Raw genomic sequence first — 19,241 nt, forward strand, 5'->3', positions numbered from 1 at the left:
AAGAATAAAAATTAAGATTTAGATTTTTCCATACGGCGTCTTAGAGTTGGATCTAAATAACGCTTTCTAATACGAATATTAATTGGAGTTACTTCTACTAATTCATCTTCTTCAATCCACTCCATAGCACGCTCTAAAGTAGGTTTTCTAGGTGGAACTAATTTAATAGCATCATCACTACCACTAGCACGAACATTGGTTAGGTTTTTACCTTTTATAGGATTTACATCAAGGTCATTCGGACGACTATGCTCGCCTATAATCATACCAACATAAGTTTTTGCTTGAGGGTCTATAAATAAAACACCTCTATCTTGAAGATTCCATAATGAATAAGCTAATGCAACACCATTTTCCATACTCACTAATGCTCCATTTTGGCGTTTTTCAACACTACCAACAAAAGGTCTAAATTCCATAAAACTATGATTCATTATACCTTCACCTTTTGTATCTGTTAAAAACTGACTTCTAAATCCAATTAGCCCACGAGCAGGAATTTCAAACTCAAGTCTAGTTTGTCCATCTCCTGTTGGAACCATACTTTTCATCTCAGCTCTTCTTCTTCCAAGCTTTTCAATAACCGTTCCACTAAACTCATCAGGAACATCAATAACTAGATTTTCAAAAGGCTCTGTTTTAACTCCATTTTCAATTTTTACGATAACTTCAGGGCGTCCAAGACAAAACTCAAAACCTTCTCTTCTCATATTTTCAGCTAAAATCGTAATTTGTAATTCACCACGACCACTTACTTTAAACTTACCTTCGCCAATATTTTCATATTTCATAGCGATATTTGTCTTCATTTCGCTTTCTAATCTTTCAGCAATTTTATTACTTGTAACATGCTTTCCTTCAGTTCCTGCTAAAGGTCCATCATTTACGCTAAATACAACGCTTAAAGTAGGTTCTTCTATATGTAGTGGGTCAAGTGGCATAGGATTGCTAGGATCAACTACGCTATCTCCAACATCTAAAGCATCAAAACCTGCAATTGCTACGATATCTCCTGTGCTAGCACTATCAATATCCATTTTTTCTAAACCTAAAAATCCAATTAGTTTTGAAATTCTTCCTGTGTGTTTTGTCCCATCAGCCTTAGCTAACATTACATTTTGATTTTTTGAAATTGTTCCATTGAAAATTCTAGCAATTCCAATTTTACCAACGAAGTTATCATAACCTAATGTAAATACTTGTAATTGTAAAGGATTTTCATTACTACCACTCGGTGCTGGAACATGCTCAATTATCTTGTCAAATAAAGGTTGCATATCCTTACTATCATCATCTAATTCATTTTTTGCAATACCTTCTTTTCCAATTGCATAAATTACAGGGAAATCTAATTGCTCATCAGTTGCATCAAGTGCAGCAAAAAGGTCAAATACTTCATTAATTACTCTATCAGGTTCAGCTGCAGCTTTATCTATTTTATTTACCACAACTATTGGTCTAAGACCTAATGCTAATGCTTTTTTAACAACGAATTTAGTTTGTGGCATAACACCTTCTTGAGCATCAACAATTAATAAAACCCCATCAATCATCTTTAAAACACGCTCAACTTCTCCACCAAAATCTGCGTGGCCTGGAGTATCAATTATGTTAATTTTTGTGCCTTTATAATTAATTGCTGTGTTTTTTGAAAGAATTGTAATTCCACGCTCTTTTTCAATATCATTACTATCCATAACGCGTTCATCAACTTGGTCTCTTTCGCTAAATGTTCCTGATTGTTTTAATAACTGATCAACCATTGTAGTCTTACCATGATCAACGTGTGCGATTACTGCTATATTTCTAATACTCAATGTTTTCTCCTTGATTTTAAAGTAAAAGTTTAATTAATTTAGGTTAATTTTTAAATATGAAATCACAAAAACTTGGAACGAATTTTGCTAAATCCCATTAAGTTTTAAACAAGGATTATTATGAAAGATTTATTAATTTTACAAGATGTAAAAAATCTAAATTCTAAAAAAGGTAAAGGCTCTAAAAAGTCTGGCGGAGAAGGTTTTGCTGATTTATTATTTAATCAAACCGATGTAAAAGATACTAAAAATTTATTGGTAATGCAAAATGTATTTAAAGCAAAAAATGAAATAAAAAATAAAGATGTAAAACAATTTAGTAATATAAATCTAGCTTCAACTTTATTAAATGAAAAAACAAGCAAACAAGAGCCAAATTTATTAGCAAGTCTTTTACAAAATCCAAAAACTCTACAAGATAAAGTATCAAAAATAGTGCAAAATGCAAAAGAAATGAATGAATTTTTACCTAAAAGATTGCAAATAAGTGATGCTGAAATTATGCAAGATATTAAGACTTCTATGGAAGATGTTGAGTATGGAAAAGAACTTTTAGATGATTTGAATTTCGTTCAGATTTTAGATTTTTTAGACATATTAAAGCAAGATAAAAAAAATGTAAAATTAAATGATTTTTTTAACTTAAAAAATATTGTTAATAATAAAGCTAGTTTAGAAAGTTTTGCAAATACAAATAGCGTTCATTCATTAGTAGAACTTGCAAAAGAGCATAAATTAGGGCTTAGTAATATAACTTATGAAAAAATTAAAAATAATGAATATAACGAGCAAATTTTTGCTAAACCATATCCTAAATTATATGAGCAAAATTTCTTCTCACACGCATTAAACAAAAATACAAAAATTGAAGAGAATTTAAAAAATACTGAAATTAAAAAACCAAATTTAGAAAGTTTATTATCAGTAAAAAGTGAAAAAATTGTATCTAATAATACAAACGAACCTATTATAAACGCTGAAAAAACTCTAAAAACTGGGGCTTTAAATGAGTTATTAAGCAAAATTGCAAATGATGATAAAAAACAAACTAAAGATATAAAAGAAGAAGCATTTAAAATCGTTTCAAAAGATATAGAAACACAAAGTCCAAAAATCACTCCGAACACAATTAAAAATGATATAAAAGATATACAAATTCAAGCAAATAAAACTCAAATTCAAACCCAAGAAACAAAAGAAAATGAAAATAAAATTCTACCTGAATTAAATATAGTAGAAGAAAATTTGCAAGATAATTTAGATGAAAACTCAAGCCAAACTCAAGATAATAAAGAAAAACTAAATCTACCACAAAATCTTAAAGTTGATTTTTTAAATCCTAATAAAGAACTTAGTAAAGAACAAACTAAATTAGTAATTGATAATTTTACAAGAGATTTTAAAGAAGAAATAGAAAAATTCAAAGCTCCAAGCCATAAAGTTAGCATTAATTTAAATCCTAAAGAATTAGGAGAAGTTAATGTTACTATGATTGCAAGGGGTAATAACTTACATATAAATCTTAATTCAAACAATGCAAATACTTTAAATCTTTTCATAGCAAATCAGCAAGAATTTAAAAATAGCCTTGTAAATATGGGCTTTACGGGTCTTGCTATGAATTTTGGAGATAAAAAAGAAGGTTCAAATCATCAAGAGCAGCAAAAAGCTCGTAAAAAATATGAAGAAATTGAAGAATTAGAAAGCACAAGCGATATGCCAAGTGGAATTAATGCTGTGCTTTATAGATATTTTTAAAGGGGTAAAAAATGTTGGTTTCAATTTTATTAATAAGTTCAATGATAATTTTAGCAGTAAGCTTTGCTGCTAAAATATATTTTAAAGATAGTTAAAATAATTAAAGCCTTTATTATTTAGGCTTTAATTAAATTCTTAAAATTATTTACAAATAAACATATCTATTTTTTGATTGTTAGTATTATCTATAAATACTGAAGTTCCGTTGTTAAATCCGTGAGTTTTGATATTGATTTTTATACCTTGACAATCTAAATCCTTACCTGAATTATAAATATTTAAAATCTCTTGCTTTAAAGCTCCACTTGAATTATCTAGGCTAGTATATATAAAACCAACTATAAAAGTAACAACTATTAATGAAATAACAGCCACATAAAGCTTAGAATTAAAATGATTTTTATAATAAATACAAACACCAATTAATGCAAAAAACAATATTAAAAATATTGCAAATCTAATCATTTTAAGCCCCTTAATTTATAGGTCAAATCACCTGCATTAAATCCAACCACTACGCCTTTATCTAAAGTAATTTCTCCTAAATTACTAAATAATTTTAAAGAATTATCAACTCTTTTTATATCGTCTATGAAACAAGCATTAGGAAAATGCTTAGCTAAATCAATTTTAATTTCATCTTCATTAGCACTATAAACAGGCAAAATAAATAGCTTTGAAAAACCTTCGAAACAAGTTTTAAAACCTTCTAAATTATCAAACAATCTTGTGTATTTATGCGGTTGCCAAATCGCTATAGTATCATCTAAATTTAGTGCTTTTGCATAAGAAAATATGCCTTTTTTAGTCTCTCTTACTTCGGTTGGATGATGAGCGTAATCATCAATTATTACAAAATCCTTACTAGCATATAAAACATCAAAACGCTTTTTAATACCACAAAAATCTTTTAAATTTTGCTTAATCTCACTTAGGCTTAGCCCAACACACCTAGCAGCAAGTATTGCTAAAGCAGTATCAATAGCTATACATTCGCTATGACCTTGCACGCTAAAACGACCAAAATCTCTTAAATCAAAAGATATAAAAGGCAAATAATCCTTAACTTCAAATTCTAAGTTTTTAATATCTTCGCTAGGCACTAACCTTTCACAATCTAAATCAATTGTAGCTAAAAACTCATCTTCAGCATTAATTACTCTAATTTTGCTTTGTTTTAAAAAGTCTGTATAAGCTTTATAAAAAGCGTTTAAATCGTGGTTATAATGCTCTAAATGTTCAGGTTCAGCATTAGTTACTATACTTAAAGCAGGATTTAAATTCAAAAACGAACTATCACTCTCATCAGCTTCAAAAACTAATTTTTCACTAGTTTTATACACCATATTTTTACCAGCTCTTTTATCCACTGCACCGATTATAAAAGAGCTTTGCAAAATATTTGCTAGGATACTACTTGTAGTGCTTTTGCCGTGTGCACCTGCAACTGCAAAAAGCATTTTGTTTTCTAAAATAAGTGGCAAGGCTTCTTTTCTTGATAGAACTTTTATGCCTAGTTCTTTTGCTTTTTTTATTTCAGGATTGTTTTCACGAATTACTGCTGAATGCACTACTAAATCAATATCGTTGCTTAAATTTGATGCACTATGACCTATAAAAACCGCAATTCCTTCTGCTCTTAATTCTTTTACTAATTCACTCTCATAAACATCGCTTCCTAAAACACTAATTCCACGCTCATTTAAAAATCTAGCCAACGCACTAAGACCAATGCCACCAATACCAATAAAAAATATTTTTTTCATAAAAATCCTTTAAGAAAATGCTAGAGCAATCAAAATTAACCCTGCTCCTAATAATTGTAAAATTGTAAATACTTCTCCATAAAAACTTCCTAAAATTCCAGCCGAAATTGGCTCAAGTAGTAAAATCAATGCGACTTTACTTGGATGAAGGTGCTTTTGAGCGTAATTTTGAGCAAAAAAACAAAATATTGTAAATATCAATGCTGATACTAAAATAAGTATAAAAACCTTAGAATTTAAAATAGGAGTTAAACTTAAATCAGCAAAAATTAAAGCCGATAATAAATACATTATCGTGCTGCCTACAAATTGAAAAAATATAAAAGTATTTAAATCATTTGATTTTAAAAATTTATCATTTAAAGCCACTAAAAGTGCAAAAAACACAGCACAAATTATCGCTAAATATTCGCCTTTTCCAAAATTATCAAAATTCGCATCACTAAATAAAAACATACCAAAACAAGCAAGTAAAGCTAGGAAAAATATCTTAAAACTAAGCTTTGCTTTGCTTATAAAAAAGCATAAAAATGGAGCAATAATTCCTTCTAAACCAGTTAGAAAAGCCACATTAGAGCTTTGAGTAAAGCTTAGTGCTTGGGTTTGAAAAATAAAGGCAAACGCCATACAAAAACCAGTGATTAATCCATATAAATAAGTATTTTTGTAATGTTTTAAAATATCATTTTTAACCAAGAAAAAAAACACAATAGAAGCTAATAAAAATCTATAAAATAATAATTCATAGCTATTTATGTAGTTTAATACCCACTTAGTAGGCAAAAACGATGCTCCCCAGATAACTACAGCAAATATTAATAAAAAAAATGATTTTTCTTGATGGTTCATAAATTAAACTTATTAAGATTTAAAATATCTTTTGAAAAATCAAAATAATATAAATAATCAAGTTTTACTTCATAACCTGCTAGATATTTTAATGCCAAAATACTTGCAAAAGTAGCACTAAACATAACAAATGGAGTTGCTTGAGGTTTTATCCTTTTTATTTCATTTTTGAATGCTATTTTTTTATTTTTTACAATACTAGCACTTATGAAAAACTCTTCAACACTAGCAAAAATCCAAGGAATATTATTAGCTTTAGCGTAATTATCAATTTCAGCTCTAACTGATAAATTATCAGTCGCATCCATAATCAAATCAGCACTAGGTTTAGTAGCAAAAAATTCTGCCGCACTCATTTTATAGGTTTTTATATCACAAAATGAACGCTCTTTTAATTTATTAAAACAATCAACCTTAGCTTTACCTTCATCGTTAAAATTAAACATAATTTGCCTTTGAATATTGCTAAAGCTAACTATATCAAAATCAACTACACTAATACTCTTTATACTACTACTAGCAAGTGCGTATGCTATACTTGAGCCAAGACCGCCTGCACCTATTATTATGATTTCTTTGTTTTCTAAATTCTTTTGCTTATCTTTTAATAATAAAGTTTGTCTTTCATAAAAGTCGCTTGTTGATTTCATTTCTTACTTCCTTAAATTGCCAAAATTTAGCAGCTTCACTAGGTTTGCTAATTTCAGAAATTAATACTTCTTCAGCGTCGCTTAATTCTTGAACTATATCTCCATAAGCATTGCATAAAAAACTATTACCATAAAAATTCCACTCTAATTCATCTACTTCGCTAACACCGATACGATTTACTCTTAAAATATTAGTATTATTTAAAAATGCTCTCATTTTAATAAGTTCGCACCATCTAGAATTTGAATTATAAGTATTTGCCGTAGGAATTATCAATAAATCTAATTCATTTGCCTTTTTAAAAAACTCATCAAAATGTATTTCATAGCCAAATAAAACGCCTATTTTAAAATTATCACATTTAAAAGTATGCAATTTAATAGCTTTTGTTGAATTTATAAAAAAATCCTTTTCATTCCAATGTGAATACGGCATAAAAACTTGCTGATTTATATATTTGATTTTACCTTTATTTGCTACTAAGCAAGTTTTATTAAAACCTTTATTAGTGCTAAGAATTATAGGAGCAACTATACATAAATTATATTTAGCACTATATTCTTTTAAGGCTTCTAGTTTTACTTTGCTTTGCTCTTTTACTAAATCAATTGGCATTTGCTTTAATTCAGTAAAAAAATTATTTAAAACATACTCGCCTAACGCTACTAATCTAACATCTTTTTGCTCGCAAATTCTTAAATAATAATCAAGCCTTGCATTACTTAAAGCTTGAGTGCTTAGTTGAAGTGCTGCTATTTTCAAAATGGCAATCTTTCTGTATCAATACTTAAAGAATTATTTTGTTTAGTTTGTTCAAATTCTTCAATATCTTTACTAGCCTTATCTAACAATTCTCTAGCTTCATTTATTAGTTTCATACCATCTTTATACGCATCTACTAAATCAAATAAAGGCGTTTGTTCATCTTCAATTATTTTTAATTTTTCATCTAAAATTTCACAGATTTGTTCGTAAGTTTTTTTCATTGATTTACCTTATAATTTGGTGCTTCTGCAGTGATTGTTACATCATGAACATGGCTTTCTTTAAGCCCTGCACTAGTAATTTCTACAAATTCAGCTTTTTCTTGAAAATCCTTTATATTTATAGCTCCGTTGTAACCCATTGAGCTTCTAAGACCACCAAGTAATTGAAACACTACATTTTTAATACTTCCAGTATGTGGAACTCTTCCTTCAATTCCTTCTGGCACGAGCTTTTCTTTTGCTGTTCCTTCTTGAAAATATCTATCAGAACTACCCTTTGCCATAGCCCCTAAGCTACCCATACCGCGATACGATTTATATTGTCTTCCTTGATATGTGATAAATTCTCCTGGACTTTCATCAGTCCCTGCTAAAAGTGAGCCTATCATTACACTACTTGCACCTGCTGCAAGAGCCTTTGCAATATCTCCTGAATACTTTATCCCACCATCAGCAATTATAGGCACATTAAACTCTTTAGCAGCTTCAGCACAATCGCTAATAGCAGTAATTTGTGGCACTCCAACTCCACTTACTATACGAGTAGTGCAAATACTACCTGGTCCAATACCAACCTTTATAGCATCAGCACCTGCTAATGCTAAATCCCTAACCGCCTTAGGATTAGCAATATTGCCTACTATTACATCTATATTTAATTCTTTTTTGATTTCTTTTAAAGTATCAATTATGCCTTTACTATGTCCGTGAGCACTATCCATAACCAAGACATCAACACCTGCATTTACTAAAGCTCTAGCCCTATCAAGTTGCCCTACTCCAATAGCAGCACCTACTACTAATCTTCCTAATTTATCCTTATTTGCATTTGGATATTCTTTACGCTTTTTTAAATCCTTTATAGTAATAAGACCACAAAGAGTATTACTCTCATCTACTAAAGGTAATTTTTCTATTTTATTTTTACTAAAAATTACTTCAGCTTCATCTAAGGTGCAACCTTTTTTAGCAGTAATTAAAGGCATTTTTGTCATTACTTCATCAACTATTTTTGAAAAATCAGTCTCAAATCTCAAATCACGATTAGTTAAAATTCCTAATAATTTTTTATCATTATCTACAACAGGAACACCTGAAATACTATATTCATTCATAATAGCTAAAGCATCACTTACCTTTGCTTTAGTATTAACATAAACAGGGTCATATATAATACCACTTTCACTTTTTTTAACCCTGATTATTTCTCTTACTTGGCTTTCAATATCCATATTTTTATGAATTATTCCAATTCCACCAAGCCTTGCCATCATTATTGCAGCCCTATGCTCTGTAACCGTATCCATAGCAGCCGAAATTAAAGGCATATTTAAATTAATATTTTTAGTAAGTTTTGTGCTAATATCAACTTCTTTTGGTAAAACTTCTGAATATTGCGGAACCAATAATACATCTTCAAATGTTAGAGCTTTTTTAATAATATTCACTGGATTTTCCTTTCGTAGTTTATTTTATTATAAGGGCTATTGATTAATTAAAGCCCATTTTAATTTCTTTAGAAAAATCGCTATTTAGTTCTTTTTGAATACTTTCTTTAAAATCATCTAATCTAAAAATTCCATCGCCTTGAGCAACTTTTATAGCAGTATTTTTAACAACCATTTTAATCTGTGCTCCACTTAATTCATAACTTTTTAAATCTTCTACTTTAAATCCTGATTCAAATTCCGCATTTTTTGGTAAGTGTAATTTCCAAATCTTCTCACGCTCTATTTCTGTTGGATTTGAGAATTTGATTTTATACTCAAATCTCCTTGAAAATGCTGGGTCTAAACTATCTAAAAAGTTAGTTGTAGCTATTACAATGCCATCAAATTTTTCTAGTTGTTCTAAGAAAATATTTTGCATTTGATTATGCATTAATTCACTTCCGTGACTTGCTACACTTCTAGTGCTTAAGAATTGATCAGCCTCGTTTAATAATAAAATAGGCGGAGTTTTAACACTTTTGCTAATTATTTTATAATTATCAAAAATAGCACGAACATTTTTCTCACTCTCTCCTACATATTTATCTAATACTTTAGAACAATCTAGTGTGATAATTTCTCTTTTTAAAGTTTTTGCTAAATAACTAGCACTCATAGTCTTACCCGTGCCTGGAGGTCCATAAAAAATTATATTAGCTCTTAAAACATCATCTTTTACTATGCCCCAATCTTTCAATCTTTTTGCCACACTTTTGGTTGAGCGTTTTTTAAGACTTATTGCTAAATCGCTAATATCTTTACTAACTATTAAATCTATTTCATTTATTTCTAAATATTCAAAGAAATTTAATTCTTCTACAATAGCTTTAATATTTTCGCCTTTATTTGGGAAAAAGTATTTTAAAGCATTATCACTTATAATAAATCTATTATCATTACCAACATATTCAATTAATTCATTGCTAAGCAACTTGGAATCATCACTTAATAATTCATAATTTCTAATCTTTTCTAATTGATAAGGATTGATTATGCTTAATAATTCTTCATAATGAAGTGGTTTTTTAGAGCCTGTTAATTCTTCTTTTAATAAAGCCATTAATATAAGAGTTTCTTCGGCACTCAAATCATAATCTTTCATAATTTCATTAAAAGGATTATGAAATTTTGGGCTATTTTTAAGCCTTGTATTAATCAAATCAAGTCTTAAATCCGATGTTAAAAACTCTAATTTAATCCTAGCATCAATCATATCAAAGCAATCATTTAAATAAACGCTTAAATCAGTATAAGGCTTATGTTTATATTCTTCTAATTCATTATCACTAATTAATCTTGCTCCATCAAATTCATTAGCAAGGTTAAAAAATACATGAGCATATCTTGTAAGTGCTATTGACTGAAATAAAATAAGCCCTGCATTATCTTTATAATTAAACTGCTTTCCGCTTGCTTCTTGAATAAATTTTTTCTCATATAGCTCAACGAAATTTGGTAAATACGAAACCATTTGAGCAGTAGTATTAGCATTAAACGCATCTTCTACAATGCTATGAAACTTTATCCCAAAACGAGATTTTATAGTTTTGTTTAGCATTGTTCTTAATATAATGCACGCTTCTTTAGATAGACCTTGATTTAATAACTTTAAATATAAAAAACTCTCTTCGTAATTATTACTTAAAAACTCTTTAATTTTTTCCAATTTCTAACTCTTTTTTTAATTCTTTTTTCAATACTTTTCCAGCAGCATTTTTTGGTAATTCGCATTTAAACACAATTGTTTTAGGAACTTTATAATTTGCTAAATACTTTTTAAGATACTTTTGAATTTCTTGAGCACTTAGTTTAGCACCTTCTTTTAAACAAACATAAGCAACAACGCTTTCATCTAACTCACTATCCTTAACACCTATAACAGCACAAGAATCAATTTCATCTAATTGCATAATAATATCTTCAATTTCTCTTGGATATATATTAATCCCCTTTGCAATTATTATGTCTTTTTTCCTATCTACTATATAAATAAATCCATCTTCATCAAGTCTTGCAATATCACCTGTTTTAAGCCACTCGCCTTCTATTACTTCATTGGTTAATTCAGGTTTATTGTAATAGCCTTGCATTACACAATCACCCTTTACAATTAACTCTCCTACTTCTCCGATAGGTAATTCTTTTAAATCATCATCTACTACTTTTACTTGATACCCGTGTAATGGCAAACCTACTGAATTAACCTTTTGCTTATCTAGGCGATTTACCGCAACTACTGGAGAACATTCGCTTAATCCATAGCCTTCTAAAACTGCGGTTCTTTTAAATTTTTCCTTATAGGCTTTAAGAGTTCCTTCACTTAAGGCACTAGAGCCTGATACTATAATTCTAATTTTATGAAACCACATAAAATACCAAGGTAACTTTGCCTTTAATAAAGCATTTAGTATCACAGGAACTGAAAATAATATCGTAACTCTTTTTAATAGAATTTGTTTTATAACATTTGAAAAAGGTAAAACAGAACGCTCAATTACAAGCGAGCAACCCGAAAGTAAAGGTAATAAACAAACTGCTGTTAAAGTAAAACTATGAAACATAGGCAAATACGCTATGGCTCTATCTGATGATTTTATTTTAAAATCGTGTTGAGCTGATTTGATATTTGATAAAATATTTTTATAGCTTAATAAAACTCCTTTAGGAAGACCTGTTGTTCCTGAAGTGTATATTATATGAACGCTATCATCAATACTAGCTTCACACTTAAAATTATAAACAGGTGCATAATCTAAATAACTCGCTAAATATCCATCTTTTAAATTATCATCAAAAGAATGGTATATTAAAATATCTTTAAATTCATTAGCTAATTCAGCAGCTTCTTTAATATCTTTTGAAACTATTAATAATTTTGCATCGCAGTCTTTAATAATATACTCATATTCTTCACATTTTAGCATAGTATTAATAGGAACTGCGACTGCTTTTAAAGATGCTATTGCAAAATATAAAATCATAAATTCTTTGCAATTACTCATAATAAAAGCTACATTATCACCACTTTTAACGCCTTGATTTTGCAAAAAAGCTATCATTTTATCTACATGAGTTTTTAACTCTTTAAAGCTTATTTTTCCATTTGCATCAAAAATAGCAACTCTACTTAAATTAGAATAATGTTCTAAGTATTCATAATAATTTTGCATTTACATCCTTTAATTAAAACTCATAATTGATACCAACATTTACAATCTGATTTGATTGATTTGAAAACTTACCTTTAGTCTGTATCAAAATATTATCAGTAACATTATTTACTTTAACATCAGCATAGTGTTGATATGCTCCCGCTCCTGTTACTTTTAAGTTTTTGTTTAATCTATATTCAAGTCCTAAAGAATACATATACATTCTACTATCTTTTGCTAAAAAGCTTATTTTCTCGCGTCTTACCGGACTATCTTCTGTAGAAAAACCTAGCATAAGCGATAATTCTTTATCATAGTTATATCTATAACCAAAGCTAAGTAATGTTGTATCTCTCCAACCTTGTTCTAAACTACTTTGTAAAAATGATGATAAAAAATACTCTTCAATAGCTTGCTTATCTTTAGGGTCTAAAGTAGCACCTATACTCATAGCAACTTTTTGAAAACCTTCAATAGTATTACAATCATTACCAGATGCTGCACACTTTTGCATAAATTGCATTGTTGCGAGCTTTAATGATTGTGGAATTTCTGGTGAATTTATTTTTAAATCCAATGTTTTTGCTTTACTCCAAAATGTTCTTCCCATATTAAACATAAACTCGTGTTTACCATATTCATAGGCAATACCAAAATTAGCATTAGCAGGATATAAGAAATTAGCACTCACATAACCATTATAACCAACTTTACTATCTTGAGTAGGTAAAGTTCCAACTATAGAACCATTGGTAGGGTCTATTTTATATACTTCACTCATAAGACCAGCCAATCCAATACTCATAGCTGCTAACTCTTGAATAGACATTTGCATAGAATTAAATTGTTCTTGATTTTTTGGAGATAAATTATTTGCAAAATCAAACATTCCAAACTTTGACATTTTAAAATCAATATTACCTTCAAACTTATTTTTATAAGAAGAATTGTAAAGTAATGAAAATCTTAATTTATCATCAAAATATTTAGGAACATAAGTTAAAGATAATTTGTATCCAAATTTATAACCATTATCTACCCTAGCATCTCCTTCATATACCCAAGAATAAGGATGTGCATTACCTTTTTCATCAACCCAAACTCTATTTACACTACTAATATCTGCTGGAATATATCTAGGATTTTTTGCATTATCTTTTAAAATATTAAATTTGATTCTAGTATGATTTAATGTTAAACTTGCACCCAAACTTAATTCATCAATAGGCTTATAAGCATAGGAAATAGCTGCAGTTCCACCACGAATATCCATATTATTAGCAAGTGCTTTTGCATAATCACTATTCCATCCATAAACAGCAGCAAAATCAGTATAACCTGCAAATCCAACAAAATGTTGCTCGTTAATAGGATAAACAAATGCAAGTGTTGGTATAAAGAACGAAAACTCTTTTCCGTGTGCATCAGTGGCGTTATAATATGGTTCGCCATCTAAACCATTTACCAATTCATTTGTAAATCTTGAGCCAGCAGCATTGTAAAAATTTGAACTAAAATGCAATTGTGGATTTTGTCCTAAAAATCCCATATTTGCTGGATTTATAAAAGCCGCATCGGCACTAAAACTCTTTGCTAAATTTGAGCTAGATAAAGCTACTCCATCAGCACTCAATGGAACTAGCTTATAATTTGATGCTAGTAAGCTACCACTAACAACAAATGATAAGAAAACCTTATTCATTGACTCAATTTGTCCTTAATTTTTAAATAAAGTTTCGATTATATATTTTTAAAATTAATTTTTCTTTACAAAGGATAATTTTTACCTTATTAAGCTAATTATACAAATAAATGTAGATTAAAAATATTTTGAGTAAAAATAAAGATTAAAAAGTGATGTTAAATTACTATTCAACACCACTTAACATAGGAACAAAAGTGCAAGAATCAAGAATGATTTCTTCTATTCTATCTTTATGCTTAATATATTTAGTAATATATTGTTTATTTTCATTTCCAACAGGAGCTACTAAAATTCCACCAACTTCAAGTTGAGTAAATAATACATCAGGAACTTTATTTGTATATGCAGATAGTAAAATTCTCTCATAAGGTGCATAATTTTTAAGCCCATTATTTCCATCAGCGTGGCGAACATATACATTTGCCTTGATTGTATCAAGATTTTTTATTGCTTTATTTGATAATTCCTTTATTCTCTCAAGAGAAAAAACTCTTCTAATAAGATTACTCAAAAGTGCAGCTTGATACCCGCTACCACAACCAATCTCAAGCACACTATCAGCACCAACAGGCTCTAGTGCTGCTGTCATCTTTGCTACTGTTATTGGTGAGCTAATCCATTGATTTGAGCTAAGCGGCATTGCGTGAAGCTCATAAGCAAAATTACTCATAGGCATAAAAATTTCTCTTGGTGTATTAGCAAATGCTTGTTTAATCTCATTGCTAATATTAACTTCATTTGCAATATTCTCAGCAAGTCTAGCACATTTTTGCTGTTCGTAAATATCCTTAAAAATCATCAAAACTCAAGCTTCCTTTACTATAATTTGTAACTTTACTTTCAAAAAAGTTACTCTTTTGGTCGTTAAATTTAGAAAAGTCATCAACCCATTTAATAGGATGTTTTGCATTATATTTTTTATCAAGTCCGATTGAGCTAAGTCTTAAATCTACTAAATAATGAATATATTCAGTAATTATATCATCAGTAAAGCCCATAATTTGATTTTGAGTAATGTATTTACCCCATTCAATTTCAAGCTCTGCAGCTCTTTCAAACATTTCATAAATTTTAGCAATTGTTTTTTCGTTAAATAAATCAGGTCTTTCTTTTCTAACTGAATTAATCATATTTTGAAACAACAATAAGTGAGTGATTTCATCTCTTTGAATAAATCTTACCATTTGAGCAGAACCTAGCATTTTACCTGCACGAGCTAGTGCATAAATTGCAGTAAAGCCACTATAAAAATAAATTCCTTCTAGAATTTGATTCGCAACCATTGCATATAGTAACTTTTCATCAGTTACATCTCCCGCAAGTTCTTCATATAAACTTGAAATAAAATCATTTTTCTTTCTTAAAGTAGCATCGTGCTTTTCCATTTCATATATTAAATCAGTGTCATCACAAATAGCTTCAACCATTACCGCATAACTTTTTGAATGATTTGCTTCTTCGTAAGCTTGTCTTGCTAATACTGCATTAATCTCTGGAGCTGTTATATAAGGGTTGATATTATCAGCAAGGTTATTGGTTTGAAAACTATCCATAGAAATTAGTTGGCTCCATACTAAATCATACATTCTTTTTTCACTTGAAGTTAAATTACATTTATAATCAAGTGCATCTTTTGTAGTATCAACTTCTCTAGGAAACCAAGTATTAGCTTCCATTAAATCCCATAATTTTAAAGCCCACTCATATTTTGCTTTTGTAAAATTTAATATACCTTGTGGATTTCCACCAAATACTCTTCTTGATGTTAAATCTTCATTACTTTGTGGATTATAAATTCTTTTTCTATCCATCATTTGTTCTCCTTAAGGACTAAAGTGTTTGAAAATAAATCGTGTATATATTGCCTATCTTTTCTAAAAAATGGAAATAAAATACCAAATAATAAAGAAAATGTAAGCACAAACAATACCAATCTAATAAAAACTTGAAATAAACTTGCTTTTTTACCATTTTTATTTCTTAAATGCAAACCTAAATATTTATACCCTAAACTCTGACCTTTAAAAAATAAAAGCAAAAATAAAACTAAAAGATAAGTAATGGTTGCAAATAATATAAAAGATTGATTTTGTCTATACTCACTAGCACTACCTACTAAGATATAGGTAGTGAAGTATTGTATTGGCATCATTATCATAAACATATCAACAATGCCAGCTTTTAATTTATCATAAAGGCTAGCTAAACTTACCTTAGCCTTTGCCATTTTTAAACTTTAAGTAATTGTGTTTCTTTTTCTTTAACTAATTCATCAGTCTTAGCTATTGCCACATCTGTTAATTTTTGAACTTCATCGTAAGCTTTTTTAGCTTCATCTTCGCTTACTGCTTTATCTTTTTCTAATTTTTTTACAGCGTCATTAGCGTCTTTTCTGATATTTCTAATAGCTACTTTGCATTTTTCTCCCATTGCTTTTGCAGCTTTAGCATTTTCTTCTCTTTGTTCTTTAGTCATTGGTGGGAAAAATAATTTAACTCCATCAGCATCAGCATTAGGATTTACACCGATATTTGCTGCTTTTATAGCAGTATCTATAGCCTTAATCATAGATTTTTCCCAAGGACTAATAGTAATTGTCGTTGCATCAGTTGCCAACACGGTTGCAACTTGATTTAATGGAGTTGGAGTTCCATAATAATCTACAAAAACATTATCTAATATAGAAATATTTACTTTACCTGTTCTTAAAGTCATAAAATCTTTTTTTAAAGAATTGTGAGCTTTTTCGTTTTGTTCTTTTTGTTTTGAATAAATATCATTTAACATTAGTATTCCTTTTATTTAATTGATTCTGGTAATGCTTTAGGCTGATTAGTGTCATTAAGTTGTTTGCTAGCATTTTCTAGTTTATTTACTAGACTTTCACCAGTTTTAGTGTTATAACTATAGCTTAAATAAATAGTATTAGCTACTAGCAAAACTCCTATGATAAAAGTAAATTTTGCTAAAAAACCAGCAGGACCTTTAGCTCCAAATAAGCTCTCATTAGAACCACTATAAGCACCTAAGCCTATACTTGAGCTTTTTTGCATAAGAACGCAAGCACAAATAATAACTACTAAAATAAATTGAATTGCGATAAAAATTGTGTTCATATTACTTCTTTCGTTTAAAAATAAAGTTTGTATTATATGTTATAAAATTTAAAATAAGTTAAAGCCTTCAAAATTGAAGGCTTAAAAATTAGTCTCTAATGCTTCTTAAGATATTTAATAAAGATATAAATAAATTAATAAAGTCAAGGTATAAAGCAATTGCACCTTGAATTGGTGTTTGATAAGCTCCACGAATTATCATTTGAGTATCATAAATGATAAAGAAGCTAAATACTATTGCTCCAACACAAGAAACTATTAAATGTAAAAGGTGGCTTTGGAAAAATAGGTTTAATAAAGAAGCACCTATCATAATTAATAAAACTATAAAAAATCCTTTAGCAAAAACGCTAAAATCTCTTTTGGTTGTAAATGCAAAAACACTAAGACCTGCAAAAGCTAAAGTTGTTAAGAATAAAGCTTGAGCAATAATTGTAGCACCTGCTTGACTTTGTAAAGTAATATAAATAATTCCAGTAAGGCTTAATCCACTAATAAATGCAAATGCAAATAGCATAGCAATAGCACCATTAGTTACCTCACTTTTTCTATTTAATATCATAATTAAGGCAATTTCTACTATAAGCGTTCCTATACTAGCCCAAATATTGCCAACTAAAAAACTAGCTAAATAAGTAGCACCTAAATAAGCTCCTAAAGTAGCTGCAACTAGTGAAAGTGCAAAATACATATATGTATCTCTTACAAAAATAGCAGCATCTGAGCGAATTGCTGAACTAGTGCGAGTTCTTTCGTATAAACTCATAATTGTCTCCTTGTTATTATTAAATGCACTTGATTATAACTAAGTTAGTTAATATCTCATTGAAATTTTTTTATATAATTTCGCTTTTTAACAAGGATAAAAAATGGATAAATTAATAAAAGGCGCATTGCAATTTATGCAAGAAGGGTTTTTAGAACATAAAGACTTATTTAAAGACTTAAAAGAAGAGCAAAATCCACATACATTATTTATAGGTTGTGCTGATTCAAGAGTAATTCCTAATCTAATAACTTCAACAGTTCCAGGAGAATTATTTGTTGTAAGAAATATAGCAAATATTATCCCACCATATCGTGTAAAAGATGAATATTTAGCAACAACTTCAGCTATTGAATATGCTTTATATGCGTTAAATGTTGAAAATGTAATAATATGTGGGCATAGCAACTGCGGTGGATGTAAAGATATTCCTAGTAAAAAAGCAGAACTTTTACCTAACGTAAAAAAATGGGTTTCTTTAATTGATGATATTAAACAACAAGTTGATTTTACATTAGAACTAAACCACTACGAAGGTCAATACGCATTAAGGTCTTGGATGATAGAAAAAGCAAATATTTTAAATAGCTATGAGAATTTATTAGGCTATCCTGAAGTTCAAAAAAGAATTGATGAGAATAAATTAAAAATTAGAGCTTGGTATTTTTTAATAGAAACAGGAGAAATCTATGAATACTGCCCTAATGACGGACACTTTAAGCCATTAAAGGATATTAAATGAGAATTTTATTTATACTATTATTTGGGGTTTTTTTATATTCTAATGAGCTATTAAATAATATTGATAATTTTTCTACTAAAAACATAAAAATAGAAGAATTAAATAAATTTTTAGCTGATGAAAAAGATGAAAACAGCCAAAATAAACTCAAAATAAATTCTGAAATCAAAGAATTAAAAAATGAAAAAAATCAAATACTAGCAGTATTTCCAACCCTAATTACACCAGAGAATTTAGACAAAAACATATTAAAAGATATTAAAAAAACTAATAATGATAAAATTTTACAAGCAGTAGAACAAAATTTTTATGAATGTTTATTAGAAATTATTTCTTATCTAAATTCTAAAGAAGAGCATAAAACAGATTTAAAAAATCTAATAGATGAACGCATAAAAACGATTAGTAATTATACAAGTGATAATCAAGAAGTAAAAATTAAA

The 19,241-nt window shown here is 28.7% G+C and carries 19 protein-coding genes; 2 read left to right on the plus strand and 17 right to left on the minus strand.

The features are described from left to right. Positions 1-11: 11 nt before the first annotated feature. Entirely contained in the window at positions 12-1,817 is a 1,806-nt protein-coding gene (gene typA / locus AVBRAN9333_RS01955; protein ID WP_214116827.1) for a translational GTPase TypA, read from the minus strand. A 120-nt stretch (positions 1,818-1,937) separates the two neighbouring features. On the opposite strand from typA, the gene fliK reads away from it, so the two are divergent. Further along, positions 1,938-3,575: a flagellar hook-length control protein FliK gene (gene fliK, locus AVBRAN9333_RS01960; protein ID WP_336606690.1), complete on the plus strand. Its 1,638-nt coding sequence runs from the start codon at positions 1,938-1,940 to the stop codon at positions 3,573-3,575. Between the two features lie 141 nt (positions 3,576-3,716). On the opposite strand, the gene AVBRAN9333_RS01965 is transcribed toward fliK, so the two are convergent. The 16 genes from AVBRAN9333_RS01965 to AVBRAN9333_RS02040 all read right to left on the minus strand — a co-directional run bounded on the left by AVBRAN9333_RS01965 (position 3,717) and on the right by AVBRAN9333_RS02040 (position 18,056). Further along, positions 3,717-4,040: a hypothetical protein gene (locus AVBRAN9333_RS01965; protein WP_214116831.1), complete on the minus strand. Its 324-nt coding sequence runs from the start codon at positions 4,038-4,040 to the stop codon at positions 3,717-3,719. Continuing rightward, a complete protein-coding gene (gene murC, locus AVBRAN9333_RS01970; RefSeq protein WP_336609342.1) occupies positions 4,037-5,341 on the minus strand; it encodes a UDP-N-acetylmuramate--L-alanine ligase in 1,305 nt (434 codons plus the stop codon). The genes AVBRAN9333_RS01965 and murC overlap by 4 nt, the downstream gene beginning before the upstream one ends. 9 nt (positions 5,342-5,350) lie before the next feature. Beyond that, entirely contained in the window at positions 5,351-6,190 is an 840-nt protein-coding gene (locus AVBRAN9333_RS01975; RefSeq protein WP_214119786.1) for a DMT family transporter, read from the minus strand. After that, positions 6,187-6,840: a HesA/MoeB/ThiF family protein gene (locus AVBRAN9333_RS01980; RefSeq protein WP_336609343.1), complete on the minus strand. Its 654-nt coding sequence runs from the start codon at positions 6,838-6,840 to the stop codon at positions 6,187-6,189. The genes AVBRAN9333_RS01975 and AVBRAN9333_RS01980 overlap by 4 nt, the downstream gene beginning before the upstream one ends. Further along, positions 6,815-7,606 (minus strand): carbon-nitrogen hydrolase family protein, encoded by a 792-nt coding sequence (locus tag AVBRAN9333_RS01985; protein ID WP_336609369.1) that lies wholly within the window; start codon positions 7,604-7,606, stop codon positions 6,815-6,817. The genes AVBRAN9333_RS01980 and AVBRAN9333_RS01985 overlap by 26 nt, the downstream gene beginning before the upstream one ends. Continuing rightward, on the minus strand, positions 7,600-7,827 hold the full coding sequence (locus AVBRAN9333_RS01990; protein WP_214116840.1) for an exodeoxyribonuclease VII small subunit: 228 nt from the start codon (positions 7,825-7,827) through the stop codon (positions 7,600-7,602). Before AVBRAN9333_RS01990 ends, AVBRAN9333_RS01985 begins: the two co-directional genes overlap by 7 nt. Next, entirely contained in the window at positions 7,824-9,275 is a 1,452-nt protein-coding gene (gene guaB / locus AVBRAN9333_RS01995) for an IMP dehydrogenase (RefSeq protein ID WP_336606693.1), read from the minus strand. The genes AVBRAN9333_RS01990 and guaB overlap by 4 nt, the downstream gene beginning before the upstream one ends. A 43-nt stretch (positions 9,276-9,318) precedes the next feature. Continuing rightward, entirely contained in the window at positions 9,319-10,983 is a 1,665-nt protein-coding gene (locus AVBRAN9333_RS02000; RefSeq protein WP_336609344.1) for an AAA family ATPase, read from the minus strand. Continuing rightward, positions 10,970-12,487, minus strand: a complete 1,518-nt coding sequence (locus AVBRAN9333_RS02005; RefSeq protein WP_214119789.1) for a long-chain-fatty-acid--CoA ligase — start codon at positions 12,485-12,487, stop codon at positions 10,970-10,972. Before AVBRAN9333_RS02005 ends, AVBRAN9333_RS02000 begins: the two co-directional genes overlap by 14 nt. A gap of 13 nt (positions 12,488-12,500) precedes the next feature. Continuing rightward, positions 12,501-14,171 carry an OmpP1/FadL family transporter gene (locus AVBRAN9333_RS02010; protein ID WP_336608375.1) on the minus strand — a complete coding sequence of 557 codons (1,671 nt, stop codon included), beginning with the start codon at positions 14,169-14,171 and terminating at the stop codon, positions 12,501-12,503. 166 nt (positions 14,172-14,337) lie between these two features. Continuing rightward, positions 14,338-14,973 carry a protein-L-isoaspartate(D-aspartate) O-methyltransferase gene (locus AVBRAN9333_RS02015; protein ID WP_214116849.1) on the minus strand — a complete coding sequence of 212 codons (636 nt, stop codon included), beginning with the start codon at positions 14,971-14,973 and terminating at the stop codon, positions 14,338-14,340. After that, positions 14,963-15,985: a ribonucleotide-diphosphate reductase subunit beta gene (locus AVBRAN9333_RS02020; RefSeq protein WP_214117055.1), complete on the minus strand. Its 1,023-nt coding sequence runs from the start codon at positions 15,983-15,985 to the stop codon at positions 14,963-14,965. The genes AVBRAN9333_RS02015 and AVBRAN9333_RS02020 overlap by 11 nt, the downstream gene beginning before the upstream one ends. After that, positions 15,985-16,401 carry an RDD family protein gene (locus AVBRAN9333_RS02025; RefSeq protein WP_336607872.1) on the minus strand — a complete coding sequence of 139 codons (417 nt, stop codon included), beginning with the start codon at positions 16,399-16,401 and terminating at the stop codon, positions 15,985-15,987. The genes AVBRAN9333_RS02020 and AVBRAN9333_RS02025 overlap by 1 nt, the downstream gene beginning before the upstream one ends. 2 nt (positions 16,402-16,403) lie before the next feature. Next, entirely contained in the window at positions 16,404-16,961 is a 558-nt protein-coding gene (gene frr, locus AVBRAN9333_RS02030; RefSeq protein WP_336609345.1) for a ribosome recycling factor, read from the minus strand. Positions 16,962-16,972: 11 nt separating this feature from the next. Beyond that, positions 16,973-17,290, minus strand: coding sequence for a preprotein translocase subunit SecG (secG, locus tag AVBRAN9333_RS02035; protein WP_214116856.1), 318 nt, complete (start codon positions 17,288-17,290; stop codon positions 16,973-16,975). 88 nt (positions 17,291-17,378) lie between these two features. Further along, positions 17,379-18,056 carry a Bax inhibitor-1/YccA family protein gene (locus AVBRAN9333_RS02040; protein ID WP_239803051.1) on the minus strand — a complete coding sequence of 226 codons (678 nt, stop codon included), beginning with the start codon at positions 18,054-18,056 and terminating at the stop codon, positions 17,379-17,381. A gap of 103 nt (positions 18,057-18,159) precedes the next feature. Between AVBRAN9333_RS02040 and AVBRAN9333_RS02045 the strand changes: the two genes are divergently transcribed. Continuing rightward, positions 18,160-18,798, plus strand: coding sequence for a carbonic anhydrase (locus tag AVBRAN9333_RS02045; protein WP_214116860.1), 639 nt, complete (start codon positions 18,160-18,162; stop codon positions 18,796-18,798). Positions 18,799-19,241: the final 443 nt, after the last annotated feature.

The sequence above is a fragment of the Campylobacter sp. RM9333 genome (assembly GCF_020137705.1).
GTDB lineage: Bacteria > Campylobacterota > Campylobacteria > Campylobacterales > Campylobacteraceae > Campylobacter_E.